The following is a 22,264-nucleotide window of genomic DNA, read 5'->3' as shown; positions in this document are numbered from 1 at the left end:
GACAACCATGGAAGCCAGGGCTCAGGCGCGGTACATCCGCGTAACGCCCATGAAGGCCCGCCGCGTGGTGGACCTCATCCGTGGCCTGCCGGCCACGGAGGCCCAGGCCGTCCTGCGTTTCGCTCCGCAGGCCGCCACCGTGCCGGTCGGCAAGGTGCTCGACAGCGCCATTGCCAACGCCGCGCACAACTACAACCACTCCAACGTGGACGACCTCTACATCTCCGAGGCGTACGTTGACGAGGGTCCGACCCTGAAGCGGTTCCGTCCGCGTGCCCAGGGCCGTGCCTACCGGATCCGCAAGCGGACCAGCCACATCACCGTGGTCGTCAGCAGCAAGGAAGGGACCCGGTAATGGGCCAGAAGGTTAACCCGCACGGGTTCCGCCTCGGCATCAGCACGGACTTCAAGTCCCGTTGGTACGCCGACAAGCTGTACAAGGACTACGTCAAGGAAGACGTCGCCATTCGTCGCATGATGACGAAGGGCATGGAGCGCGCCGGCATCTCCAAGGTCGAGATCGAGCGCACCCGCGACCGCGTCCGCGTTGACATCCACACCGCTCGCCCCGGCATCGTCATCGGTCGCCGTGGCACCGAGGCCGACCGCATCCGCGGCGACCTCGAGAAGCTGACCGGCAAGCAGGTCCAGCTGAACATCCTCGAGGTCAAGAACCCCGAGCTGGACGCCCAGCTCGTGGCTCAGGGCGTCGCGGAGCAGCTGTCCTCCCGCGTCTCCTTCCGCCGTGCCATGCGCAAGTCGATGCAGGGCACCATGAAGTCCGGCGCCAAGGGCATCAAGGTCCAGTGCTCCGGTCGTCTCGGCGGCGCCGAGATGAGCCGTTCGGAGTTCTACCGCGAGGGCCGTGTGCCGCTGCACACCCTGCGCGCGAACGTCGACTACGGCTTCTTCGAGGCCAAGACGACCTTCGGCCGCATCGGCGTGAAGGTCTGGATCTACAAGGGCGACGTCAAGAACATCGCCGAGGTCCGCGCTGAGAACGCCGCTGCCCGCTCGGGTAACCGCCCGGCCCGTCCCGAGGGTGGTCGTCCCGCCCGCGGTGGCGAGCGCCGTGGTGGCGAGCGCGGTGGCCGCGGCCGTCGTCCCGCCGCTGCCGAGGCCCCCGCGGCCCCGGCCGTCGAGGCTCCGGCTGCCGAGAACACCGGAACGGAGGCCTGACCGCAATGCTGATCCCCCGTCGGGTCAAGCACCGCAAGCAGCACCACCCGAAGCGCCGTGGCGCTGCCAAGGGTGGCACCGAGCTGGCGTTCGGCCAGTTCGGCATCCAGGCCGTCACCCCGGCCTACGTGACGAACCGTCAGATCGAGTCCGCTCGTATCGCGATCACCCGTCACATCCGCCGTGGCGGCAAGGTCTGGATCAACATCTACCCGGACCGCCCGCTCACCAAGAAGCCGGCCGAGACCCGCATGGGTTCCGGTAAGGGTTCGCCGGAGTGGTGGATCGCGAACGTGCACCCGGGTCGGGTCATGTTCGAGCTGTCGTACCCGAACGAGAAGGTTGCTCGCGAGGCGCTCACCCGCGCCGCGCACAAGCTGCCGATGAAGTGCCGGATCGTCCGGCGCGAGGACGGTGAGAGCTGATGTCGGCCGCTACCAAGGCTGCTGAGCTTCGCCAGCTGGACAACGAGGGTCTCGTTGCCAAGCTTCGCGAGGCCAAGGAGGAGCTGTTCAACCTCCGCTTCCAGGCGGCGACCGGGCAGCTCGACAACCACGGACGGCTCAAGCTCGTCCGCAAGGACATCGCGCGGATCTACACCCTGATGCGCGAGCGCGAGCTGGGCATCGAGACGGTGGAGAACGCCTGATGACTGAGAACACCAACGAGACGCGCGGTTTCCGCAAGACCCGTGAGGGTCTCGTCGTCAGCGACAAGATGGACAAGACCGTCGTCGTCGCCGTCGAGGACCGCGTCAAGCACGCTCTGTACGGCAAGGTCATCCGCCGTACGAACAAGCTGAAGGCGCACGACGAGCAGAACGCGTGCGGCGTGGGCGACCGGGTCCTCCTCGCGGAGACCCGCCCGCTGTCCGCGACGAAGCGCTGGCGCGTCGTCGAGATCCTCGAGAAGGCCAAGTAACGAAGCCGATGAGGTACGGCCGTATGTGCACCGGGTCCCCCTGGGACGCCGGTGTGAGCAGCGGCCGGCCCGTCGACTCTCGTTGACGATCAGGAGAAAGCTGTGATCCAGCAGGAGTCGCGACTGCGTGTTGCCGACAACACTGGTGCCAAGGAGATCCTTTGCATCCGTGTTCTCGGTGGCTCCGGTCGCCGCTACGCCGGAATCGGGGACGTCATCGTCGCGACCGTCAAGGACGCGATCCCCGGTGGTTCGGTGAAGAAGGGTGACGTCGTCAAGTGCGTCGTCGTCCGCACCGTCAAGGAGCGTCGTCGTCCGGATGGCTCGTACATCCGTTTCGACGAGAACGCCGCCGTCGTGCTGAAGAACACCGAGGGTGACCCCCGTGGCACCCGCATCTTCGGCCCCGTGGGCCGCGAGCTGCGCGACAAGAAGTTCATGAAGATCATCTCGCTGGCGCCGGAGGTGCTCTAACCCATGGCGAACAGCATGAAGATCAAGAAGGGTGACCTGGTTCAGGTCATCACCGGCAAGGACAAGGGCAAGCAGGGCAAGGTCATCCAGGCCATGCCGGCTGAGAACAAGGTCCTGGTCGAGGGTGTGAACCGGGTCAAGAAGCACACCAAGCCGGGTCCGGGCACCCAGGGTGGCATCGTCACCGTTGAGGCCCCGGTGCACGTCTCCAACGTCCAGCTGGTCGTGGAGAAGGACGGCAAGAAGGTCGTCACCCGCGTCGGTTACCGCTTCGACGACCAGGGCAACAAGATCCGCGTTGCCAAGCGGACCGGTGAGGACATCTGATGTCTGAGACGACTGTTGAGAAGGTGGCCCCCCGCCTCAAGGAGCGTTACAACTCCGAGATCAAGGGCCAGCTGCAGGAGCAGTTCTCGTACGAGAACGTCATGCTGATCCCCGGCCTGGTCAAGGTCGTGGTCAACATGGGTGTCGGCGAGGCTGCCCGTGACAGCAAGCTGATCGAGGGTGCGATCAAGGACCTGACCGCGATCACCGGTCAGAAGCCGGCCGTGACCAAGGCCCGCAAGTCCATCGCGCAGTTCAAGCTGCGCGAGGGCCAGCCGATCGGCACCCACGTCACCCTCCGTGGTGACCGCATGTGGGAGTTCCTGGACCGCCTGGTTTCGCTGGCGCTGCCGCGAATCCGCGACTTCCGTGGCCTCTCCCCGAAGCAGTTCGACGGCCGTGGCAACTACACCTTCGGTCTGACCGAGCAGGTTATGTTCCACGAGATCGACCAGGACAAGGTCGACCGTCAGCGCGGTATGGACATCACCGTCGTGACCACCGCTCAGACCGACGACGAGGGCCGGGCGCTCCTGCGCGCTCTGGGCTTCCCGTTCAAGGAGGCGTGAGCCAATGGCGAAGAAGTCCCTCATCGCGAAGTCCGAGCGCAAGCCGAAGTTCGGCGTCCGGGCCTACACCCGGTGCCAGCGCTGCGGCCGTCCGCACTCGGTGTACCGCAAGTTCGGCCTGTGCCGTGTCTGCCTCCGTGAGATGGCGCACCGCGGCGAGCTGCCGGGCGTGACCAAGAGCTCCTGGTAGTCCAGGCGCTTTAGGCACACAGCGAAGCAGAGGTGCCCGATCCCACACCGGCCCGTTTTGGGCCTCCGTACGGATTCCCGTAAGGTTGTGGGGTCGGGCCCCCTGCCACGGCTTCCCCATGGATGTCCGTGGTCCTCTTCTGGGAGGGCTCGCACCCAGTCTTACTACGTCGTAGGTCCCCTGCGCTTGTGCCCCTGGCGAACTCGGAAGAGTGCGGCAGGGGGACCTGGTGCGGAGAAACCACGGCGAGAGAGGCCTGAGGCCATCATGACCATGACCGACCCCATCGCAGACATGCTCACGCGTCTGCGTAACGCGAACTCGGCGTACCACGACTCCGTGGCGATGCCGGCCAGCAAGATCAAGGCGCACGTCGCCGAGATCCTGCAGCAGGAGGGGTACATCTCCTCCTACAAGGTTGAGGAGCCCGCTGAGGGCGAGGTCGGCAAGAAGCTGACCATCGAGCTCAAGTTCGGCCCCAACCGTGAGCGCTCCATCGCCGGCATCAAGCGCATCAGCAAGCCGGGTCTGCGTGTTTACGCAAAGTCCACCAACCTGCCGAAGGTGCTCGGCGGCCTGGGCGTGGCGATCATCTCCACGTCCTCGGGTCTCCTCACCGACAAGCAGGCCGCCAAGAAGGGCGTAGGCGGAGAAGTTCTCGCCTACGTCTGGTAATTCGGGAAACGGAGGTACAGCAATGTCGCGCATTGGACGGCTGCCCATCCAGGTCCCCGCTGGCGTGGACGTCACCATCGATGGCCAGGCGGTCTCGGTGAAGGGCCCGAAGGGCTCCCTCACCCACGTCGTCGCCGAGCCGATCGAGATCGGCAAGGGCGAGGACGGCATCGTGCTCGTCACCCGCCCGAACGACGAGCGTCGCTCGAAGGCCCTGCACGGCCTGACCCGCACGCTGGTGGCGAACATGATCACCGGCGTGACCGCGGGCTACCGCAAGTCGCTGGAGATCAGCGGTGTTGGTTACCGCGTCGCGGCGAAGGGCTCCGACATGGAGTTCTCGCTCGGCTACAGCCACCCGATCCTGGTCACCGCGCCGGAGGGCATCTCCTTCGTCGTCGAGTCGCCCACCAAGTTCCACGTGGACGGCATCGACAAGCAGAAGGTCGGCGAGGTCGCCGCGAACATCCGCAAGCTGCGCAAGCCCGACCCGTACAAGGCCAAGGGTGTCAAGTACGCGGGCGAGGTTATCCGCCGCAAGGTCGGAAAGAGTGGTAAGTAAGCGATGAGTGTCTCTGTCAAGATCGGCAAGGGCAACGCCTACAAGAGCGCCGCTCGCAAGCGCCGCGCGATCCGCGTTCGCAAGCGCGTCGTCGGCACCGAGGTGCGTCCGCGTCTCGTCGTGACGCGCTCGAACCGCCACATGGTCGCCCAGGTCATCGACGACGCCAAGGGTCACACCCTGGCGTCGGCGTCCACCCTCGACGTGTCCATCAAGGGCGCCGAGGGCGACAAGACCGAGCTGGCCAAGAAGGTCGGGAGCCTGGTCGCCGAGCGCGCCAAGGCCGCCGGCATCGAGTCGGTCGTCTTCGACCGCGCGGGCAACCGGTACGCCGGCCGCATCGCCGCCCTGGCGGACGCGGCTCGCGAGGCCGGGCTCGACTTCTAAGCCGCTCGTCGACTCTGTCGGCGGACGTAATCGAGAGAGGTAATTCCAATGGCTGGACCCCAGCGCCGCGGTAGCGGCGCCGGCGGCGGCACCGGTGGCGAGCGGCGCGACCGTAAGCGTGACGACCGGGGCAACGCCCCCGCCGTCGAGAAGACCGCTTACGTCGAGCGCGTCGTCGCGATCAACCGTGTCGCCAAGGTTGTCAAGGGTGGTCGTCGCTTCAGCTTCACCGCGCTGGTCGTGGTGGGCGATGGCGAGGGCACCGTGGGTGTCGGTTACGGGAAGGCGAAGGAGGTTCCGGCCGCCATCGCCAAGGGTGTTGAGGAGGCCAAGAAGAACTTCTTCAAGGTTCCCCGTATCCAGGGCACCATCCCGCACCCGATCCAGGGTGAGAAGGCCGCCGGCGTCGTGCTGCTGAAGCCCGCCGCCCCCGGTACCGGTGTTATCGCCGGTGGTCCGGTGCGCGCCGTCCTGGAGTGCGCCGGTATCCACGACATCCTGTCGAAGTCGCTCGGCTCCGACAACGCGATCAACATCGTGCACGCCACCGTGGCTGCTCTGAAGGGCCTCGTTCGCCCCGAGGAGATCGCCGCCCGTCGTGGCCTGCCGCTGGAGGACGTGGCCCCCGCCGCTCTGCTGCGGGCGCGTGCTGCAGGGGTGAGCGCCTGATGGCTCGCCTGAAGATCACGCAGACCAAGTCGTACATCGGCAGCAAGCAGAACCACCGTGACACCCTGCGTTCGCTTGGTCTCAAGCGCATGCACGACGTCGTGGTGAAGGAGGACCGTCCCGAGATCCGCGGGATGGCCCACACGGTCCGTCACCTGGTGACGGTTGAGGAGGTGGACTGATCATGGGCGACAACCCGATCAAGATCCACAACCTGCGGCCCGCCCCGGGTGCCAAGACCGACAAGATCCGCGTGGGTCGTGGTGAGGGCTCCAAGGGTAAGACCGCCGGTCGTGGTACCAAGGGCACCAAGGCCCGCTACCAGGTTCCGCAGCGCTTCGAGGGTGGCCAGATGCCGCTCCACATGCGTCTGCCGAAGCTGAAGGGCTTCAAGAACCCGTTCAAGATCACGTTCCAGGTTGTCAACCTGGACAAGCTGGCCGAGCTCTACCCGCAGGGTGGCGAGGTCACGGTCGAGGACCTGGTCGCCAAGGGCGCGGTTCGCAAGAACTCCCTCGTCAAGGTGCTCGGCACCGGCGAGATCTCGGTTGCGCTTCAGGTGACGGTCGACGCCGTCTCCGGCTCCGCCGCCGAGAAGATCACCGCCGCCGGCGGTACGGTCACCGAGCTCGTCTGAGCCCGCTGAACCGGCTGTGAGCCCCGCGTCTCCTTCGGGAGGCGCGGGGCTCGCGCCGTTTCCGGCCAGGTCGGCGCCGGGGCCCTCGTTCTTTTGTGTGGCAAATCCGGGCATCCCGTACCCCGTGAGTGGGGGAGGGGCCGTACGCGCTTCTTCCGAGTGGCTGCGCACTGTTAGAGTCCGTGGAGTTCCCTTGTAGGCTGCGCGTAGGCTCGCCTGTGCCGTCTGTACGGGAGCCCGAACCGCAAACTCCCCCTTTCAGGACCGACCCTCCCGCCGACGACGCGCGGGAGGCGCAGGAGGCACCGTGCTCAGTGCGTTCGCGCGGGCGTTCCAGACGCCCGACCTGCGCAAGAAGCTGCTGTTCACGCTGGGCATCATGGTGCTGTTCCGGCTGGGCTCGCACATCCCGATCCCCGGCGTGAGCTTCACGGCGGTGAACGAGTGTGTGAAGGAGACGAAGAACAGCGGCCTGTTCGGGCTCGTCAACCTGTTCAGTGGTGGCGCGCTTCTCCAGCTGACGATCTTCGCCCTCGGCATCATGCCGTACATCACGGCGAGCATCATCCTCCAGCTCCTCACCGTCGTGATCCCGCGACTGGAGATGCTGAAGAAGGAGGGCCAGGCCGGCCAGGCGAAGATCACCCAGTACACCCGCTACCTGACCATCGCGCTCGCCGTGCTCCAGGGCACCGGCATCGTCGCGACGGCCTCCAGCGGTGCGCTGTTCTCCGGCTGCCCGCTGGCCAACCAGATCGTCCCGGACACCGGTGTGTTCCGGATCGCCGTCATGGTGCTGACGATGACCGCCGGCACCACGGTGATCATGTGGCTGGGTGAGCTGATCACCGACCGCGGCATCGGCAACGGCATGTCGCTGCTGATCTTCACCTCGATCGCCGCGCAGTTCCCGTCCTCGATGTGGGCGATCAAGCAGTCCGGCACCATCGGCGACGGCTGGGTCGAGTTCCTCTCCGTGGTCGCCGTCGGCGTCATCGTTGTGATGCTGGTCATCTTCGTCGAGCAGGCCCAGCGCCGGATCCCGGTCCAGTACGCGAAGCGGATGATCGGCCGCCGGGCGTTCGGCGGCACCTCGACCTACATCCCGCTCAAGGTGAACCAGGCCGGTGTCATCCCGGTCATCTTCGCCTCGTCGCTGCTGTACATCCCGGCCCTGGTGGTGCAGCTGACCAACAGCCAGGCCGGCTGGGCGACCTGGATCCGGACGAACTTCGTCAAGGGTGACCACCCGATCTACATGGCCACCTACTTCCTGCTGATCGTCTTCTTCGCCTTCTTCTACGTCGCCATCTCCTTCAACCCCGAAGAAGTTGCCGACAATATGAAGAAGTATGGTGGGTTCATCCCGGGCATCCGGGCCGGCCGGCCGACGGCCGAGTACCTGAACTACGTGCTGACCCGAATCACGTGGCCGGGTTCGCTCTACCTGGGCCTGATCGCGTTGATCCCGATGATCGCCCTGGTCGCCTTCGGACAGCAGACCAACTTCCCGTTCGGCGGCACCAGCGTGCTCATCGTCGTCGGCGTCGGACTCGAAACTGTGAAGCAGATCGAGAGCCAGCTCCAGCAGCGCAATTACGAAGGGTTCCTCCGCTGATGCGTATCGTCCTCGTTGGTCCTCCCGGGGCCGGGAAGGGTACTCAGGCGCACGTCCTGGCCAAGACCCTGTCCATCCCCCACATCTCCACCGGCGACCTGTTCCGTGCGAACATCAGCCAGGGCACCCCGCTGGGGCTCGAGGCGAAGTCGTACATGGACGCCGGTCGCCTGGTCCCGGACGAGGTGACCATCGGGATGGCCAAGGACCGCATGCTCCAGGCGGACGCCGCGAACGGCTTCCTGCTCGACGGCTTCCCGCGCAACCTCGGCCAGGCCAAGGCGCTGGACGAGTTCCTCACCGAGCAGGGCATCGTCCTCGACGGCGTGCTGGACCTCGAGGTGCCGGAGGAGGAGGTCGTCAAGCGGATCGCCGGGCGTCGCCTCTGCCGCAACGAGGGCAGCCACGTCTTCCACGTGGTCTACAACCCGCCGAAGGTCGAGGGCGTCTGCGACGAGTGCGGCGGCGAGCTGTACCAGCGCTCGGACGACACCGAGGAGGCCGTGCGGGTCCGTCTGGAGGAGTACCACTCCAAGACCGAGCCGATCATCGGCTACTACGCGGACCAGGGCCTGCTGGTGACGATCTCGGCCCTCGGCAAGGTCGACGAGGTGACCGAGCGCGCGGTGGCTGCCCTGGAGCAGAAGAAGAGCGCCTGAGGACTCCGGTAACGGCCGGGTCGCCCCCTTGTGCGGGCGGCCCGGCCGTTTCGGCGTCGTACGGTGGTAAGCAGTGGTAATCCGGACTTGGAAGGCGTGACCAGATGGTGGAGATCAAGACCCCCGAGCAGATCGCGAAGATGCGAGCGGCCGGGCTGGTCGTCGCCGAGGCGCTGAAGGCCTGCCGTGAGGCGGTCGCTCCGGGGGTGACCACCCAGGAGCTGAACGACATCGCCGACAAGGTCATCACCGACCACGGCGCCACCTCGAACTTCCGCGCCCACCACGGCGGCCTCTGGTTCCCCGGCGTGATCTGCGCCTCGGTGAACAACGAGGTCGTCCACGGCATCCCGGGCGACCGGGTGCTCCAGGAGGGCGACATCATCTCGATCGACTGCGGCGCCATCCTGGACGGCTGGCACGGCGACTCGGCGATCACCGTGGCGGTCGGCGAGGTCCGCCCGGAGGTCGAGATGCTGAGCCGGGTCACCGAGGGCTCGATGTGGGCCGGCATCGCCCAGATGAAGAAGAACAACCGCCTGGTCGACGTCTCCAAGGCGATCGAGGGCTACATCCGCCGCCAGCCGCTGCCGCCGAAGGGCAAGTGGGGCATCACCGAGGGTTACGGCGGCCACGGCATCGGCACCGCGATGCACATGGAGCCGCACGTGCTGAACTACGTGGAGCGCGGCCGCGGCAAGGGCCCGAAGCTGATCCCCGGCACCGTGCTGGCGATCGAGCCGATGGTCTCGCTGGGCACCCCGCACACCACCGTGCTGGAGGACGACTGGACGGTCGTCACCAACGACGGCACCTGGGCCTCGCACTGGGAGCACTCGGTGGCCGTCACCGAGCAGGGTCCGCTGGTGCTGACCGCCTTCGACGGCGGCAAGGCGGAGCTCGCGAAGCTGGGCGTCACCGCGGCGCCGGACCCGCTGGCGTAGCGGCGGTGGCGGCCGACCGCCGTCGCTGACGAGGGATCAGGGCCCTGGAGGTTTGGACCTCCAGGGCTTTTGTCCTATTTTTATCGGCTGGCAGGGCTTAGTGGCTTCGATCGGGCAGGAGAGAGCAGTGCTCAAGGGATTCCGCGACTTCATGATGCGCGGCAACGTCGTCGACATGGCGGTCGGTGTGGTCATCGGTGCCGCGTTCACCGCGGTGGTGACCGGCTTCGTGTCCGCCTTCCTGACGCCGCTGGTGGGCGTGGTGGTCGGCGCGGCCGGCGACTTCAGCTCGTACAAGGCGACGGTGGCCGGGGTCACGTTCCCGTACGGCCAGTTCCTCAACGTGCTGATCGCCTTCGTGATGACCGCCGCGGTGCTGTACTTCTGCATCGTCCTGCCGGTCACCAAGGCCACCGAGCGGTACCTGCCGAAGAAGCCGAAGACCCCGAAGCGCCCCTGCCCCGAGTGCCTGACCGAGATCCCGGAGGCCGCCCGGCGCTGCTCGGCCTGCACCGCCCACGTCGAGCCGCTGACGGTCTCCACCGGAGTGTGACGGTGGCCGCCTTCCGGGGCCTCCGTTTTGGCCCACCGCGCGCGCTGGCGTAGGATGGACCGTCGGCTCACTCGTAGCGTGCTTCAGCACGCCCTCTTCCCCTCGGGGGCGGGGTGAACCCAGGTTCGCACGAGCGTTCCGCATACGGTAGCCGGTCCCGGAAGGTGGATCTCGCAGTTCATGGCTAAGAAGCAAGGCGCCATTGAGATCGAGGGCACCGTGATCGAGTCTCTTCCGAACGCGATGTTCAAGGTCGAGCTGCAGAACGGTCACAAGGTCCTCGCGCACATCAGTGGCAAGATGCGCATGCACTACATCCGCATCCTGCCGGACGACCGGGTCGTCGTGGAGCTCAGCCCCTACGACCTCACGCGCGGCCGGATCGTCTACCGCTACAAGTAAGAACGTCAGATCTAGACCCGGAGAACCTGAAACATGAAGGTCAAGCCGAGCGTCAAGAAGATCTGCGACAAGTGCAAGGTGATCCGCCGTCACGGCCGGGTCATGGTGATCTGCGACAACCTGCGCCACAAGCAGCGCCAGGGCTGATCTGCCTCCCGCATTTCTCGTAGTACTTCGCGCGACGCGAAAAACGTCATAAGCGGGCCACCCGATCCGTCCCTGTGAAGGGCCGGACTGCCGCCCCCGGTCAGAGGCCGGGGCTCCCTCATCGCGAGATGAAGGAGTAGGTGGCACGCAAGACCTCTGAAGAACCACAGGAGCCATGAATGGCACGCCTCGCCGGCGTTGATCTCCCCCGTGAGAAGCGGATCGAGATCGCCCTCACCTACGTGTACGGCATCGGCCGTACCCGCGCCCAGCAGACCCTCGCCGAGACCGGCGTCAACCCGGATGTCCGCGTTCGCGACATCACCGAGGAAGACCTGGTCAAGCTGAGCCAGTACATCGACGCCAACTACACGGTCGAGGGTGACCTCCGCCGTGAGGTGGCCGCCGACATCCGCCGCAAGGTCGAGATCGGCTGCTACGAGGGTCTGCGTCACCGCCGGGGCCTGCCGGTCCGCGGCCAGCGCACCCACACCAACGCGCGTACCCGCAAGGGCCCGCGTCGCGCGATCGCCGGCAAGAAGAAGCCGGGCAAGAAGTAGTCCGTCCCGTAACCGGACATCCCTCCGGCCCGCGGGTCAGCGGACCGACCACCTCAGTAGGAGAACAGACTTATGCCCCCCAAGGGTCGTCAGGCTGCCGGCGCGAAGAAGATCCGCCGCAAGGAAAAGAAGAACGTCGCTCACGGCCACGCGCACATCAAGAGCACGTTCAACAACACCATCGTTTCGATCACCGACCCCGCGGGCAACGTGATCTCCTGGGCCTCCGCCGGCCACGTCGGCTTCAAGGGCTCGCGCAAGTCCACCCCGTTCGCCGCGCAGATGGCCGCCGAGGCCGCTGCCCGTCGCGCGCAGGAGCACGGCATGCGCAAGGTTGACGTCTTCGTGAAGGGTCCGGGCTCCGGCCGCGAGACCGCGATCCGTTCGCTCCAGGCCACCGGCCTGGAGGTCGGCTCGATCCAGGACGTCACCCCCACCCCGCACAACGGCTGCCGTCCGCCGAAGCGCCGCCGCGTCTGACGCAGCGCCTTCGGGCTCGCAGTCTGCTTTAAACCTCGTACGGGGTCCCGTTTCTGGCGGGACCCCGTACGCTTGGTCCTGTCGGCATCAAATAGTGGGTGCCGAAGACAACTGGAGGAACCTCCCCATGCTTATCGCTCAGCGTCCCTCGCTGACCGAAGAGGTCGTCGACGAGTTCCGCTCGCGGTTCGTGATCGAGCCGCTGGAGCCGGGCTTCGGCTACACCCTCGGCAACTCCCTGCGCCGCACGCTCCTGTCGTCGATCCCGGGTGCCGCTGTCACCAGCATCCGCATCGACGGCGTCCTGCACGAGTTCACCACCGTGCCGGGCGTCAAGGAGGACGTGACCGACCTCATCCTCAACATCAAGCAGCTGGTCGTCTCCTCGGAGCACGACGAGCCGGTCGTGATGTACCTGCGCAAGCAGGGCCCGGGTGTCGTCACCGCCGCCGACATCGCCCCGCCGGCGGGTGTCGAGGTGCACAACCCGGAGCTGGTCCTCGCCACGCTGAACGGCAAGGGCAAGCTGGAGATGGAGCTGACCGTCGAGCGCGGTCGCGGCTACGTCTCCGCCGTCCAGAACAAGGCCTCCGGCCAGGAGATCGGCCGCATCCCGGTCGACTCGATCTACAGCCCGGTGCTGAAGGTCACCTACAAGGTCGAGGCCACCCGTGTCGAGCAGCGGACCGACTTCGACAAGCTGATCGTCGACGTCGAGACCAAGCCCGCCATGCGTCCGCGCGACGCCATGGCCTCGGCCGGCAAGACCCTGGTGGAGCTGTTCGGCCTCGCCCGCGAGCTGAACATCGACGCCGAGGGCATCGACATGGGCCCGTCCCCGACGGACGCCGCCCTGGCCGCCGACCTGGCGCTGCCGATCGAGGAGCTGGAGCTCACCGTCCGCTCCTACAACTGCCTCAAGCGCGAGGGCATCCACACCGTGGGTGAGCTCGTCGCCCGCTCCGAGGCCGACCTGCTCGACATCCGCAACTTTGGTGCGAAGTCGATCGACGAGGTCAAGGCGAAGCTGGCCGGCATGGGCCTGGCCCTCAAGGACAGCCCGCCCGGGTTCGACCCGACCGCCGCCGCCGACGCCTTCGGCGCCGACGACCTGGACGACGCGGGTTACGCGGAGACCGAGCAGTACTGAAAGACTTGACCGCGGGGGCGGTTCCCCGGAACCGCCCCCGTCGTCGTGAAAGTCGTGCGGGCACAGTGCCCGTACGCCCGCTGCGGTACCTGGTACGGCCGCAGTCGGAGATTCGAGGAGTAATTCCATGCCGCGTCCCACCAAGGGTGCCCGCCTCGGCGGCGGCCCGCACCACGAGCCCCTGCTGCTCGCCGGTCTGGCCCGTGAGCTGTTCCAGTACGGCCGCATCACCACCACCGAGGCCAAGGCCCGCCGCCTGCGCCCGCTGGCGGAGAAGCTGATCACCAAGGCGAAGAAGGGCGACATCCACAACCGTCGCCTGGTGCGCAAGACCATCACCGACATCTCGGTGCTGCACACCCTCTTCACCGAGATCGCGCCGCGCTACGAGAACCGCCCGGGTGGCTACACCCGCATCACCAAGATCGGTCCCCGTCGTGGCGACAACGCCCCGATGGCCGTGATCGAGCTGGTCGAGGCGCTGACCGTCGCGCAGACCGCCGTCGGCGAGGCCGAGGCCGCCACCAAGCGCGCCGTCAAGGAGGCCGACGAGGCCGCCGCCGTCGAGACCAAGGCCGACGAGGCCGAGGCCGCCGAGCAGGCCTGACACCTCTAGGTGTGTTGCGGGCCCGCTTCCCCAGCGATGGGGGAGCGGGCCCGTTCTTCGTCCCCGGGAAGGAACAGCAGTGGTCAACGATTGCGCCGAGCAGCCGCCGGTGAAGGACGGCCCGGCCGACGGGTACGTCCGGGTCCGGCTCGACCTCGCCTACCACGGCGCCGAGTTCTCCGGCTGGGCCCGACAGAAGGGCGGCCGCCGGACCGTCCAGGAGGAGATCGAGACCGCGCTGCAGATCGTGACCCGCAGCCAGGAGCTCTTCCCGCTGACGGTGGCCGGCCGCACCGACGCCGGGGTGCACGCCCGCGGCCAGGTCGCCCACGTCGACCTGCCGGCCGAGCTGTGGGAGGCGCACCGGGAGAAGCTGCTGCGCCGGCTGGCCGGTCGGCTGCCCGGGGACGTCCGGATCTACCGGGTCGGCGAGGCGCCGGCCGGGTTCGACGCCCGCTTCTCGGCGATCTGGCGCCGGTACGCCTACCGGGTCGCCGACCACCCCGGCGGGGTGGACCCGCTGCTGCGCGGGCACGTGCTCTGGCACGACCGGCCGCTGGACCTGGACCGGATGAACGCGGCCGCGAAGCTGCTGCTCGGGGAGCACGACTTCGCCGCCTACTGCAAGAAGCGCGAGGGCGCCACCACCATCCGGACCCTGCTGGAGCTGCACTGGGACCGCGTCCCGGTGGACACCTACGCGGCCCAGGAGGGCTCGCTGGCGGTCGCGACCGTCCGGGCCGACGCGTTCTGCCACAACATGGTCCGGGCGCTGGTCGGCGCGATGCTGCTGGTCGGCGACGGGCACCGGCCGGTGGAGTTCCCCGGCGAGGTGCTGGCCGGCGGGGTCCGCAACTCCGCGGTCAACGTGATCCGGCCGTACGGGCTGACCCTGGAGGAGGTCGGCTACCCGCCGGAGGACCAGCTCGCCGAGCGCAACCGGGCGGCCCGCCGGATGCGCACGCTGCCCGGGCAGCCCGCCCGCTCTTAATCGGTTTTGGCCGGGCGGGTCGGCTTGGGACAATCGTCCGCATGGGACACGTCGAGATTTCGCACCTTGAGTACTACCTGCCGGACGGGCGGGTGCTTTTCGACGACGCGTCGTTCCGGGTCGGCGAGGGCGCCGCGGTCGCGCTGGTCGGCGCCAACGGGGCCGGCAAGACCACCCTGCTGCGCATGATCGCCGGGGACCTCCAGCCGCACGGCGGCTCGGTGACGATCAGCGGCGGGCTCGGCGTGATGCGCCAGTTCGTCGGCACCACCGGCCGCGAGGACCAGCAGTCCACCCCGGGTGCGCTGCCGGCCGACGCCTCGGTGCGCGACCTGCTGGTGTCGGTCGCGCCCGAGCGGATCGCCGTCGCCGCCCGCGCGGTGGACGCCGCCGAGCTGGCGATGATCGCCCAGGACGACGAGAAGACCCAGATGGCCTACGCCCAGGCGCTCTCGGACTGGGCCGACGTCGGCGGCTACGACTACGAGACCGACTGGGACGTCTGCACCATGGCGGCCCTCGGCATGCCCTTCGACAAGGCCCAGTGGCGCGGCCTGAACACGCTCTCGGGCGGTGAGCAGAAGCGGCTCGTGCTGGAGGCGCTGCTGCGCGGCCCCGAGGAGGTGCTGCTGCTGGACGAGCCGGACAACTACCTGGACGTCCCGGCGAAGCGCTGGCTGGAGGAGGCCATCCGGGCCACCCCGAAGACCGTCCTGTTCATCTCGCACGACCGCGAGCTGCTCTCCCGCACCGCCGACAAGATCATCAGCGTCGAGAGCGGCGCCGCCGGCAGCAGCGTCTGGGTGCACGGCGGTGGCTTCGACACCTTCCACGAGGCCCGCAAGGCCCGCTTCGAGCGCTTCGAGGAGCTGCGCCGCCGCTGGGACGAGGAGCACGCCAAGCTGAAGAAGCTGGTCGTCACCCTTCGTCAGGCCGCGTCCGTCAGCCATGACATGGCCTCCCGTTACTCCGCGGCGCAGACCAGGCTGAAGAAGTTCGAGGAGGCCGGCCCGCCGGAGGCGCCGCCGCGCGAGCAGTCCATCACCATGCGGCTCAAGGGCGGCCGGACGGGTGTCCGCGCCTTCACCCTGGAGCGGCTGGAGCTCACCGGCCTGATGCAGCCCTTCGACCTGGAGGTCTTCTACGGCGAGCGGGTCGCCGTGCTGGGCGCCAACGGCGCCGGCAAGTCGCACCTGCTGCGGCTGCTGGCGGGCGACACGACGGTCGCGCACACCGGCGACTGGAAGCTCGGCGCCCGGGTCGTCCCCGGCCACTTCCGGCAGACCCACGCCCACCCCGAGCTGTTCGGGCGGACGGTGCGTTCGATCGTCGAGGAGGAGCACGCGCTCAGCCGCGGCGCCGCGATGGGCGCGCTGCGCCGGTACGAGCTGGACCGGCAGGAGGAGCAGAAGTTCGAGTCGCTCTCCGGCGGCCAGCAGGCCCGCCTGATGATCCTCAAGCTCGAACTCTCGGGCGTGACGGCCCTGCTGCTCGACGAGCCGACCGACAACCTGGACCTGGAGAGCGCCGAGGCGTTGCAGGCCGGGCTGGAGGCCTTCGACGGCACCGTGCTGTGCGTCACCCACGACCGCTGGTTCGCCAAGACCTTCGACCGTTTCCTGGTGTTCGGCGCGGACGGCCGGGTGTACGAGTCGTCCGAGCCGGTCTGGGACGTCACCCGGGTGGACCGCGAACGCTGAGTGACGGCCGGGGGCGGGGTCGGCGATTTTTGACCCCTCCCCGCCCGACCGGTAACCTGGACGCTTGATGTGCGTATTGGCTCGCTCTATCTCACGTGAGAGGTCGGTACGCCGGAGACATCAGGTCGACGACCAGCGGTCCCCCTTGAATTGCGTCCAAGGTTGGCCAGGCTGCTCTTCCGTCCCGGTGCTCCTGTCAGGACTCACTCACTGAAAAGCGAAGGCTACGACCGTGCGTACGTACAGCCCCAAGCCCGGCGACGTCCAGCGTCAGTGGCACGTCATCGACGCGACCGACGTCGTGCTCGGCCGCCTGGCTTCCCAGGCCGCCAACCTCCTCCGGGGCAAGCACAAGGCGATCTACGCGCCGCACGTTGACACTGGTGACTTCGTCATCATCATCAACGCCGACAAGGTGCACCTGTCCGGTAACAAGAAGACCCAGAAGCTGGCCTACCGCCACTCGGGCTTCCCGGGCGGTCTGCGTTCGGTGCGCTACGACGACCTGCTGGCGAACAACCCGGAGAAGGCCGTCGAGAAGGCCATCAAGGGCATGATCCCCAAGAACAGCCTGGGCCGTCAGATGCTCTCGAAGCTGAAGGTCTACTCGGGCGACCAGCACCCGCACGCTGCCCAGCAGCCGGTGCCGTTCGAGATCACCCAGGTCGCGCAGTAATTCCGGCCACCAAGCCCCCCATCACTGAAAAGAGCTGAGGAACACCGTGGCCGAGACCACTGAAACCCTTGAGGTCGACTTCGACGAGACCGTCGTCGAGGGCGAGTACACCTCCGAGGAGACCTACACCTCCGAGTCGCTGGCCGGCCGCTTCGGCGAGGCCGTCCCCGGCGCCGGCCTGGGCCGTCGCAAGGAGGCGATCGCCCGCGTGCGCATCGTCCCCGGCACCGGCCAGTGGAAGATCAACGGTCGCACCCTGGAGAACTACTTCCCCAACAAGGTGCACCAGCAGACCGTGAACGAGCCCTTCAAGCTCCTGGAGCTGGACGGCCGTTACGACGTCGTCGCCCGCATCACCGGTGGCGGCGTCTCCGGCCAGGCCTACGCGCTGCGCCTCGGCGTGGCCCGTGCCCTGAACGAGGCCGACGTGGACAACAACCGCGGCGCGCTGAAGAAGGCCGGCTTCCTGACCCGTGACGCCCGCGCCGTCGAGCGCAAGAAGGCCGGTCTGAAGAAGGCCCGCAAGGCGCCGCAGTACAGCAAGCGCTAATCGCGTCCCTGGGGGTGCGGTCGCCCTGGCGGCGCACCCCTGGTTGCGCAAACCGTCGCCCCGGAGTACCACGCGTACTCCGGGGCGACGTGTTCCCCGGCTAGCGTGCGGCGGCCGGGGATCATCGGTTGGGTTCCTGCAGTGGGTATGGAGGACGGGACAAGTGGGACGACTCTTCGGTACGGACGGCGTACGCGGGGTGGCCAACGAGGGCCTGACGGCCGAGCTCGCGCTCGGGCTGTCGGTCGCGGCGGCCCACGTGCTGGGTGAGGCCGGCGCATTCGACGGCCACCGGCCGGTCGCGGTGGTCGGCCGGGACCCGCGAGCCTCCGGCGAGTTCCTGGAGGCCGCCGTCATCGCCGGCCTGGCCAGCGCCGGCGTCGACGTGCTCCGGGTCGGCGTCCTGCCCACGCCCGCCGTGGCGTACCTCACCGGCGCGCTCGGCGCCGACTTCGGCGTGATGCTGTCCGCCAGCCACAACGCGATGCCGGACAACGGCATCAAGTTCCTCGCCCGGGGCGGCCACAAGCTGGACGACCGGATCGAGGACGCGATCGAGGAGCACTACCGGACGTACGCGCTCGGCAGCGCCGAGTGGAAGCGCCCGACCGGCGCCGCCGTCGGCCGGGTCCGCGAGTACACCGAGGGCTTCGACAAGTACGTCGCCCACCTGATCGGCGTGCTGCCCAACCGCCTGGACGGCATCAAGGTCGTCATCGACGGCGCCCACGGCGCGGCCGCCTACGTCGCCCCCGAGGCCTTCGCCCGGGCCGGCGCCGAGGTCGTCCACACCCTGGGGGCGGAGCCCACCGGTCTCAACATCAACGACGGCGTCGGCTCCACCCACCTGGACCGGCTCCAGGTGGCGATGAAGGAGCACCGGGCCGACCTCGGCATCGCCCTCGACGGCGACGCCGACCGCTGCCTGGCCGCCGACGCGGACGGCAACGAGGTGGACGGCGACCAGATCATCGCGATCCTCGCCGTCGCGATGAAGGAGGCCGGCACGCTGCGCGGCAACACCGCGGTGGCCACCGTGATGTCCAACCTCGGCTTCAAGCTGGCCATGGAGCGCGAGGGCATCGAGCTGGTGGAGACCGCCGTCGGCGACCGCTACGTGCTGGAGGCGATGAAGGAGCACGGCTTCGCGCTGGGCGGCGAGCAGTCCGGCCACGTCATCCTGCTCGACCACGCCACCACCGGGGACGGCACCCTGACCGGCCTGATGCTGGGTGCCCGGCTGGCCGCCACCAAGCAGCCGCTGGCCGACCTCGCGTCGGTGATGACCCGGCTGCCGCAGGTGCTGATCAACGTCAAGGGCGTCGACAAGAGCCGGGTGAAGACCAGCACCGAGCTGGCCGCCGCCGTCGCCGGGGCCGAGGCCGAGCTGGGCGCCACCGGCCGGGTGCTGCTGCGCCCGTCCGGTACCGAGCCGCTGGTCCGGGTCATGGTCGAGGCCGCCGACGCGGCGCAGGCCGACGCGGTCGCGCAGCGCCTGGCCGAGGCGGTCCGGACGCACCTGGGCTGAGCCCGGACGCGAAGGGCCCCCGCCGGGTTCGGCGGGGGCCCTTCGTCCGTTCCGGGGTTCCTGTTCCGGGGTCCTGTTCCGAGGCGTGTTCAGAGCTTGCGCAGCAGTGCGCGGCGGACCTTGTGGTCCGAGCCCTTCTGCAGGATCAGGGTGGCCCGGCCGCGGGTGGGCAGCACGTTCTCCAGCAGGTTCGGCTTGTTGATGGTGCGCCAGACCTGCCGGCCGTACTCCATCGCCTCCTCCTCCGGCACCTCGGTGAAGCGGCGGAAGTAGGAGTTCGGGTCCTGGAAGGCGGTCTGACGGAGTTTGCGGAAGCGGTCCAGGTACCAGTGCTCGATGTCGTCGGTGCGGGCGTCGACGTAGATCGAGAAGTCGAAGTAGTCGGCCACCGCGAGCCGGGTGCGGCCGTCGGTGCCGGGCAGGGCCGGCTGAAGCACGTTCAGGCCTTCGACGATCAGGATGTCCGGGCGCTCCACGGTCAGCCGCTCGCCCTGCACGATGTCGTAGACCAGGTGCGAGTACACCGGCGCGGTGACCCGCTCCTTGCCCGCCTTCACGTCCGCGACGAAGCGCATCAGCGCCCGGCGGTCGTACGACTCGGGGAAGCCCTTGCGGGCCATCAGGCCGCGGCGGCGCAGCTCCGCGTTGGGTAGCAGGAAGCCGTCGGTGGTGACCAGCTCGACCCGCGGGTGCTCGGGCCAGCGGGCGAGCAGGGCCTGGAGCAGCCGGGCGGTGGTCGACTTGCCGACCGCGACCGAGCCGGCCACGCCGATGATGAACGGGGTGCGGGTGCGGTCGGTGTCCGGGGTGTCCAGGAAGGTGCCCAGCGCGCCGCGCAGTTCGTGCGTGGCGTGGATGTACAGGTTCAGCAGCCGGGACAGCGGCAGGTAGACGTCGCGGACCTCGTCCAGGTCGAGGGCGGTGCCCAGGCCCCGGAGCCGCTCCACCTCCTCGGCGGTCAGCGGCAGCGGCGTACGCTCGCGCAGCGCGCTCCACTCGGCCCTGCTCAGGTCCACGTAGGGGGACGGCGACGGGCCGGGCGTGGCGGCGCCCCGCGTACAGAGTTCGGTCAGCACATGCTCCATTGTGAGCCGTCGCGGCGTTCACGGTGCTTGTGGTGTCCGTCACGCACTGTTCGCACAACGGGGGAAAAGGGCGGCAGAACCGCCCTTATGCTGGCACGCATGTGCGGAATTGTTGGATACGTGGGCGAGCAGCCCGCCCTCGACGTAGTAATCGCGGGCCTGCAGCGACTGGAGTACCGGGGCTACGACTCGGCCGGTGTCGCGGTGCAGGTCCAGGGCACCGACGGGCAGTGGAGCCTGTCCACCGACAAGCGGGCCGGCAAGCTCGCCAACCTTCAGAAGTCGCTCGCCGAGACCCCTCTGCCCGGCGGCACCACCGGCATCGGTCACACCCGCTGGGCCACCCACGGCGGCCCGACGGACGCCAACGCCCACCCCCACCTGGACGACCACCTCCGGGTGGCCGTGGTGCACAACGGCATCATCGAGAACTTCGCCCAGCTGCGGGCCGAGATCGCCGAGCGCGGCCACACCCTGCGCTCGGAGACCGACACCGAGGTCGTCGCCCACCTGCTCGGCGAGGCCTACCAGGGTGACCTGGCGGAGGCCATGCGGGTCGTCTGCCGCCGGCTGGACGGCGCCTTCACCCTCGTCGCCGTGCACGCCGACGCGCCGGACGTGGTCGTCGGTGCCCGCCGCAACTCGCCGCTGGTCGTCGGCCGCGGTGAGGGCGAGAACTTCCTCGCCTCCGACGTCGCCGCCTTCATCGCGCACACCCGCGAGGCGATCGAGCTCGGCCAGGACCAGGTCGTCGAGCTGCGCCGCGAGTCCGTCACCGTGACCAACTTCGACGGCACCCCGGCCGACGTGCGCGAGTACCACGTCGACTGGGACGCCTCCGCCGCCGAGAAGGGCGGCTACGACTACTTCATGCTCAAGGAGATCGCCGAGCAGCCGAAGGCCGTCGCCGACACCCTGCTGGGCCGGATCGGCACCGACGGCCGGCTCACCCTCGACGAGCTGCGGATCTCCGACGCCGACCTGCGCTCGGTCGACAAGGTCGTCATCGTCGCCTGCGGCACCGCCTTCCACGCCGGCATGATCGCCAAGTACGCGATCGAGCACTGGACCCGCATCCCCTGCGAGGTCGAGGTCGCGTCCGAGTTCCGCTACCGCGACCCGATCATGGGCCCGGGCACGCTGGTCATCGCCATCTCCCAGTCCGGCGAGACCATGGACACCCTGATGGCGCTGCGGCACGCCCGCGAGCAGGGCGCCAAGGTGCTGGCGATCTGCAACACCAACGGCTCCACCATCCCGCGCGAGTCGGACGCCGTGCTGTACACGCACGCCGGTCCGGAGGTCGCCGTCGCGTCCACCAAGGCGTTCCTGACCCAGCTGGTCGCCTGCTACCTGGTCGCCCTGTACCTGGGCCAGGTGCGCGGCACCAAGTGGGGCGACGAGATCTTCACCATCATCAAGGAGCTCGGCGACGCGCCGAAGCAGGTCGAGCAGGTGCTGGAGACCATGGAGCCGGTGCGCGAGCTCGCCCGCTCGCTGGCCGACGCCCGCTCGGTGCTGTTCCTCGGCCGCCACGTCGGCTTCCCGGTGGCCCTGGAGGGCGCGCTCAAGCTCAAGGAGCTGGCGTACATGCACGCCGAGGGCTTCGCGGCGGGCGAGCTCAAGCACGGCCCGATCGCGCTGATCGAGGAGGGGCTGCCGGTCGTCGTGGTCGTGCCCTCGCCGCGCGGGCGGTCGATCCTGCACGACAAGATCGTCTCCAACATCCAGGAGATCCGGGCCCGTGGCGCCCGCACCATCGTGATCGCGGAGGAGGGCGACGAGGCCGTCGTCCCGTACGCGGACCACCTGATCCGCATCCCGGTCACCCCGACCCTGCTCCAGCCGCTGGTCTCCACCGTGCCGCTCCAGGTGTTCGCGTGCGAGCTGGCCACGGCCAAGGGCCACGAGGTCGACCAGCCGCGCAACCTGGCGAAGTCGGTCACGGTCGAGTAGTTCCGACCGGTCCGTGCCCGGAACCCCCGCGGTGGCTGCGTCCTACCGCGGGGGTTCCGCGTTGAGCG

The 22,264-nt window shown here is 68.5% G+C and carries 32 protein-coding genes; 31 read left to right on the top strand and 1 reads right to left on the bottom strand.

The features are described 5' to 3' along the window. Nucleotides 1-7 precede the first annotated feature (7 nt). The 30 genes from rplV (at nt 8) to glmM (ending at nt 19,155) form a co-directional block, all read left to right on the top strand. Nucleotides 8-355 (top strand): 50S ribosomal protein L22, encoded by a 348-nt coding sequence (rplV, locus tag ABTY15_RS00420; protein ID WP_095874452.1) that lies wholly within the window; start codon nt 8-10, stop codon nt 353-355. Next, complete coding sequence (rpsC, locus tag ABTY15_RS00415) at nt 355-1,179, top strand: 30S ribosomal protein S3 (protein WP_097237487.1); 825 nt, start codon at nt 355-357, stop codon at nt 1,177-1,179. The genes rplV and rpsC overlap by 1 nt, the downstream gene beginning before the upstream one ends. Before the next feature lie 5 nt (nt 1,180-1,184). Beyond that, on the top strand, nt 1,185-1,604 hold the full coding sequence (rplP, locus tag ABTY15_RS00410; protein WP_030232476.1) for a 50S ribosomal protein L16: 420 nt from the start codon (nt 1,185-1,187) through the stop codon (nt 1,602-1,604). After that, complete coding sequence (rpmC, locus tag ABTY15_RS00405; RefSeq protein WP_030263491.1) at nt 1,604-1,828, top strand: 50S ribosomal protein L29; 225 nt, start codon at nt 1,604-1,606, stop codon at nt 1,826-1,828. The genes rplP and rpmC overlap by 1 nt, the downstream gene beginning before the upstream one ends. Continuing rightward, on the top strand, nt 1,828-2,100 hold the full coding sequence (gene rpsQ, locus ABTY15_RS00400) for a 30S ribosomal protein S17 (RefSeq protein ID WP_030280777.1): 273 nt from the start codon (nt 1,828-1,830) through the stop codon (nt 2,098-2,100). The genes rpmC and rpsQ overlap by 1 nt, the downstream gene beginning before the upstream one ends. A 102-nt stretch (nt 2,101-2,202) precedes the next feature. Continuing rightward, nucleotides 2,203-2,574, top strand: a complete 372-nt coding sequence (gene rplN, locus ABTY15_RS00395) for a 50S ribosomal protein L14 (protein ID WP_030232481.1) — start codon at nt 2,203-2,205, stop codon at nt 2,572-2,574. A gap of 15 nt (nt 2,575-2,589) precedes the next feature. Beyond that, on the top strand, nt 2,590-2,901 hold the full coding sequence (gene rplX / locus ABTY15_RS00390; RefSeq protein ID WP_030263484.1) for a 50S ribosomal protein L24: 312 nt from the start codon (nt 2,590-2,592) through the stop codon (nt 2,899-2,901). Continuing rightward, a complete protein-coding gene (gene rplE / locus ABTY15_RS00385; protein WP_350573995.1) occupies nt 2,901-3,470 on the top strand; it encodes a 50S ribosomal protein L5 in 570 nt (189 codons plus the stop codon). The genes rplX and rplE overlap by 1 nt, the downstream gene beginning before the upstream one ends. A gap of 4 nt (nt 3,471-3,474) precedes the next feature. Then, nucleotides 3,475-3,660 (top strand): type Z 30S ribosomal protein S14, encoded by a 186-nt coding sequence (locus ABTY15_RS00380; RefSeq protein ID WP_030055830.1) that lies wholly within the window; start codon nt 3,475-3,477, stop codon nt 3,658-3,660. A gap of 267 nt (nt 3,661-3,927) precedes the next feature. Continuing rightward, a complete protein-coding gene (gene rpsH, locus ABTY15_RS00375) occupies nt 3,928-4,335 on the top strand; it encodes a 30S ribosomal protein S8 (protein WP_238862988.1) in 408 nt (135 codons plus the stop codon). A gap of 22 nt (nt 4,336-4,357) precedes the next feature. Then, nucleotides 4,358-4,897 (top strand): 50S ribosomal protein L6, encoded by a 540-nt coding sequence (gene rplF / locus ABTY15_RS00370; RefSeq protein ID WP_350573994.1) that lies wholly within the window; start codon nt 4,358-4,360, stop codon nt 4,895-4,897. Nucleotides 4,898-4,900: 3 nt separating this feature from the next. Continuing rightward, nucleotides 4,901-5,284, top strand: coding sequence for a 50S ribosomal protein L18 (gene rplR / locus ABTY15_RS00365; RefSeq protein WP_030280785.1), 384 nt, complete (start codon nt 4,901-4,903; stop codon nt 5,282-5,284). Between the two features lie 48 nt (nt 5,285-5,332). Then, nucleotides 5,333-5,953, top strand: a complete 621-nt coding sequence (gene rpsE, locus ABTY15_RS00360) for a 30S ribosomal protein S5 (protein ID WP_350573992.1) — start codon at nt 5,333-5,335, stop codon at nt 5,951-5,953. Continuing rightward, entirely contained in the window at nt 5,953-6,135 is a 183-nt protein-coding gene (rpmD, locus tag ABTY15_RS00355; protein WP_030055835.1) for a 50S ribosomal protein L30, read from the top strand. The genes rpsE and rpmD overlap by 1 nt, the downstream gene beginning before the upstream one ends. 2 nt (nt 6,136-6,137) lie before the next feature. Then, nucleotides 6,138-6,590: a 50S ribosomal protein L15 gene (gene rplO, locus ABTY15_RS00350; protein WP_255752515.1), complete on the top strand. Its 453-nt coding sequence runs from the start codon at nt 6,138-6,140 to the stop codon at nt 6,588-6,590. A 307-nt stretch (nt 6,591-6,897) separates the two neighbouring features. Then, nucleotides 6,898-8,208 (top strand): preprotein translocase subunit SecY, encoded by a 1,311-nt coding sequence (gene secY, locus ABTY15_RS00345; protein WP_350573989.1) that lies wholly within the window; start codon nt 6,898-6,900, stop codon nt 8,206-8,208. Next, complete coding sequence (locus ABTY15_RS00340) at nt 8,208-8,867, top strand: adenylate kinase (protein WP_350573987.1); 660 nt, start codon at nt 8,208-8,210, stop codon at nt 8,865-8,867. The genes secY and ABTY15_RS00340 overlap by 1 nt, the downstream gene beginning before the upstream one ends. 104 nt (nt 8,868-8,971) lie before the next feature. Beyond that, complete coding sequence (gene map / locus ABTY15_RS00335) at nt 8,972-9,811, top strand: type I methionyl aminopeptidase (protein WP_350573985.1); 840 nt, start codon at nt 8,972-8,974, stop codon at nt 9,809-9,811. 127 nt (nt 9,812-9,938) lie between these two features. Next, complete coding sequence (mscL, locus tag ABTY15_RS00330; RefSeq protein WP_350573983.1) at nt 9,939-10,364, top strand: large conductance mechanosensitive channel protein MscL; 426 nt, start codon at nt 9,939-9,941, stop codon at nt 10,362-10,364. Between the two features lie 180 nt (nt 10,365-10,544). Then, on the top strand, nt 10,545-10,766 hold the full coding sequence (infA, locus tag ABTY15_RS00325) for a translation initiation factor IF-1 (RefSeq protein WP_003956442.1): 222 nt from the start codon (nt 10,545-10,547) through the stop codon (nt 10,764-10,766). A 33-nt stretch (nt 10,767-10,799) separates the two neighbouring features. Further along, on the top strand, nt 10,800-10,913 hold the full coding sequence (gene rpmJ / locus ABTY15_RS00320; RefSeq protein ID WP_003956441.1) for a 50S ribosomal protein L36: 114 nt from the start codon (nt 10,800-10,802) through the stop codon (nt 10,911-10,913). Nucleotides 10,914-11,092: 179 nt separating this feature from the next. Then, nucleotides 11,093-11,473, top strand: coding sequence for a 30S ribosomal protein S13 (gene rpsM / locus ABTY15_RS00315; protein ID WP_030259703.1), 381 nt, complete (start codon nt 11,093-11,095; stop codon nt 11,471-11,473). 72 nt (nt 11,474-11,545) lie between these two features. Further along, nucleotides 11,546-11,953, top strand: coding sequence for a 30S ribosomal protein S11 (gene rpsK, locus ABTY15_RS00310; RefSeq protein ID WP_030232513.1), 408 nt, complete (start codon nt 11,546-11,548; stop codon nt 11,951-11,953). 127 nt (nt 11,954-12,080) lie between these two features. Next, nucleotides 12,081-13,103: a DNA-directed RNA polymerase subunit alpha gene (locus ABTY15_RS00305; RefSeq protein ID WP_030055844.1), complete on the top strand. Its 1,023-nt coding sequence runs from the start codon at nt 12,081-12,083 to the stop codon at nt 13,101-13,103. A gap of 127 nt (nt 13,104-13,230) precedes the next feature. Then, nucleotides 13,231-13,710, top strand: coding sequence for a 50S ribosomal protein L17 (rplQ, locus tag ABTY15_RS00300; RefSeq protein WP_350573981.1), 480 nt, complete (start codon nt 13,231-13,233; stop codon nt 13,708-13,710). Between the two features lie 79 nt (nt 13,711-13,789). Further along, nucleotides 13,790-14,701: a tRNA pseudouridine(38-40) synthase TruA gene (gene truA / locus ABTY15_RS00295; protein WP_350573979.1), complete on the top strand. Its 912-nt coding sequence runs from the start codon at nt 13,790-13,792 to the stop codon at nt 14,699-14,701. 41 nt (nt 14,702-14,742) lie between these two features. Continuing rightward, nucleotides 14,743-16,401: an ABC-F family ATP-binding cassette domain-containing protein gene (locus tag ABTY15_RS00290; RefSeq protein WP_350573978.1), complete on the top strand. Its 1,659-nt coding sequence runs from the start codon at nt 14,743-14,745 to the stop codon at nt 16,399-16,401. Nucleotides 16,402-16,633: 232 nt separating this feature from the next. Beyond that, nucleotides 16,634-17,077, top strand: coding sequence for a 50S ribosomal protein L13 (gene rplM, locus ABTY15_RS00285; protein WP_030055846.1), 444 nt, complete (start codon nt 16,634-16,636; stop codon nt 17,075-17,077). Nucleotides 17,078-17,123: 46 nt separating this feature from the next. Continuing rightward, the gene (rpsI, locus tag ABTY15_RS00280; RefSeq protein ID WP_350573977.1) at nt 17,124-17,627 is read left to right on the top strand and encodes a 30S ribosomal protein S9; all 504 of its coding nucleotides are present in this window, start codon (nt 17,124-17,126) and stop codon (nt 17,625-17,627) included. 163 nt (nt 17,628-17,790) lie between these two features. Then, nucleotides 17,791-19,155 carry a phosphoglucosamine mutase gene (glmM, locus tag ABTY15_RS00275; protein WP_350573975.1) on the top strand — a complete coding sequence of 455 codons (1,365 nt, stop codon included), beginning with the start codon at nt 17,791-17,793 and terminating at the stop codon, nt 19,153-19,155. 89 nt (nt 19,156-19,244) lie between these two features. On the opposite strand, the gene coaA is transcribed toward glmM, so the two are convergent. Beyond that, nucleotides 19,245-20,240 (bottom strand): type I pantothenate kinase, encoded by a 996-nt coding sequence (gene coaA / locus ABTY15_RS00270; RefSeq protein WP_350573974.1) that lies wholly within the window; start codon nt 20,238-20,240, stop codon nt 19,245-19,247. Nucleotides 20,241-20,339: 99 nt separating this feature from the next. Between coaA and glmS the strand changes: the two genes are divergently transcribed. Next, a complete protein-coding gene (gene glmS, locus ABTY15_RS00265) occupies nt 20,340-22,196 on the top strand; it encodes a glutamine--fructose-6-phosphate transaminase (isomerizing) (RefSeq protein ID WP_350573972.1) in 1,857 nt (618 codons plus the stop codon). Nucleotides 22,197-22,264 lie beyond the last annotated feature (68 nt).

The sequence above is a fragment of the Kitasatospora sp. NPDC097643 genome (assembly GCF_040302625.1).
Taxonomy (GTDB): Bacteria; Actinomycetota; Actinomycetes; order Streptomycetales; family Streptomycetaceae; genus Kitasatospora.
This window is presented reverse-complemented; position numbering and strand designations above follow the sequence as displayed.

Excerpts from the sequence above, each read along its gene's own strand:
- rplP (WP_030232476.1), top strand. The coding sequence starts at position 1,185 with ATGCTGATCCCCCGTCGGGTCAAGCACCGCAAGCAGCACCACCCGAAG.
- rplF (WP_350573994.1), top strand. The coding sequence starts at position 4,358 with ATGTCGCGCATTGGACGGCTGCCCATCCAGGTCCCCGCTGGCGTGGAC.
- rpsH (WP_238862988.1), top strand. The coding sequence starts at position 3,928 with ATGACCATGACCGACCCCATCGCAGACATGCTCACGCGTCTGCGTAAC.
- glmS (WP_350573972.1), top strand. The coding sequence starts at position 20,340 with ATGTGCGGAATTGTTGGATACGTGGGCGAGCAGCCCGCCCTCGACGTA.
- rplE (WP_350573995.1), top strand. The coding sequence starts at position 2,901 with ATGTCTGAGACGACTGTTGAGAAGGTGGCCCCCCGCCTCAAGGAGCGT.
- rpmD (WP_030055835.1), top strand. The coding sequence starts at position 5,953 with ATGGCTCGCCTGAAGATCACGCAGACCAAGTCGTACATCGGCAGCAAG.
- map (WP_350573985.1), top strand. The coding sequence starts at position 8,972 with ATGGTGGAGATCAAGACCCCCGAGCAGATCGCGAAGATGCGAGCGGCC.
- rpmJ (WP_003956441.1), top strand. The coding sequence starts at position 10,800 with ATGAAGGTCAAGCCGAGCGTCAAGAAGATCTGCGACAAGTGCAAGGTG.
- rpsQ (WP_030280777.1), top strand. The coding sequence starts at position 1,828 with ATGACTGAGAACACCAACGAGACGCGCGGTTTCCGCAAGACCCGTGAG.
- coaA (WP_350573974.1), bottom strand. The coding sequence starts at position 20,240 with ATGGAGCATGTGCTGACCGAACTCTGTACGCGGGGCGCCGCCACGCCC.
- rpsC (WP_097237487.1), top strand. The coding sequence starts at position 355 with ATGGGCCAGAAGGTTAACCCGCACGGGTTCCGCCTCGGCATCAGCACG.
- rplQ (WP_350573981.1), top strand. The coding sequence starts at position 13,231 with ATGCCGCGTCCCACCAAGGGTGCCCGCCTCGGCGGCGGCCCGCACCAC.
- rplV (WP_095874452.1), top strand. The coding sequence starts at position 8 with ATGGAAGCCAGGGCTCAGGCGCGGTACATCCGCGTAACGCCCATGAAG.
- rplX (WP_030263484.1), top strand. The coding sequence starts at position 2,590 with ATGAAGATCAAGAAGGGTGACCTGGTTCAGGTCATCACCGGCAAGGAC.
- ABTY15_RS00290 (WP_350573978.1), top strand. The coding sequence starts at position 14,743 with ATGGGACACGTCGAGATTTCGCACCTTGAGTACTACCTGCCGGACGGG.
- rpsM (WP_030259703.1), top strand. The coding sequence starts at position 11,093 with ATGGCACGCCTCGCCGGCGTTGATCTCCCCCGTGAGAAGCGGATCGAG.
- ABTY15_RS00380 (WP_030055830.1), top strand. The coding sequence starts at position 3,475 with ATGGCGAAGAAGTCCCTCATCGCGAAGTCCGAGCGCAAGCCGAAGTTC.
- rpmC (WP_030263491.1), top strand. The coding sequence starts at position 1,604 with ATGTCGGCCGCTACCAAGGCTGCTGAGCTTCGCCAGCTGGACAACGAG.
- rplO (WP_255752515.1), top strand. The coding sequence starts at position 6,138 with ATGGGCGACAACCCGATCAAGATCCACAACCTGCGGCCCGCCCCGGGT.
- rplR (WP_030280785.1), top strand. The coding sequence starts at position 4,901 with ATGAGTGTCTCTGTCAAGATCGGCAAGGGCAACGCCTACAAGAGCGCC.
- rpsE (WP_350573992.1), top strand. The coding sequence starts at position 5,333 with ATGGCTGGACCCCAGCGCCGCGGTAGCGGCGCCGGCGGCGGCACCGGT.
- infA (WP_003956442.1), top strand. The coding sequence starts at position 10,545 with ATGGCTAAGAAGCAAGGCGCCATTGAGATCGAGGGCACCGTGATCGAG.
- ABTY15_RS00340 (WP_350573987.1), top strand. The coding sequence starts at position 8,208 with ATGCGTATCGTCCTCGTTGGTCCTCCCGGGGCCGGGAAGGGTACTCAG.
- rpsK (WP_030232513.1), top strand. The coding sequence starts at position 11,546 with ATGCCCCCCAAGGGTCGTCAGGCTGCCGGCGCGAAGAAGATCCGCCGC.
- ABTY15_RS00305 (WP_030055844.1), top strand. The coding sequence starts at position 12,081 with ATGCTTATCGCTCAGCGTCCCTCGCTGACCGAAGAGGTCGTCGACGAG.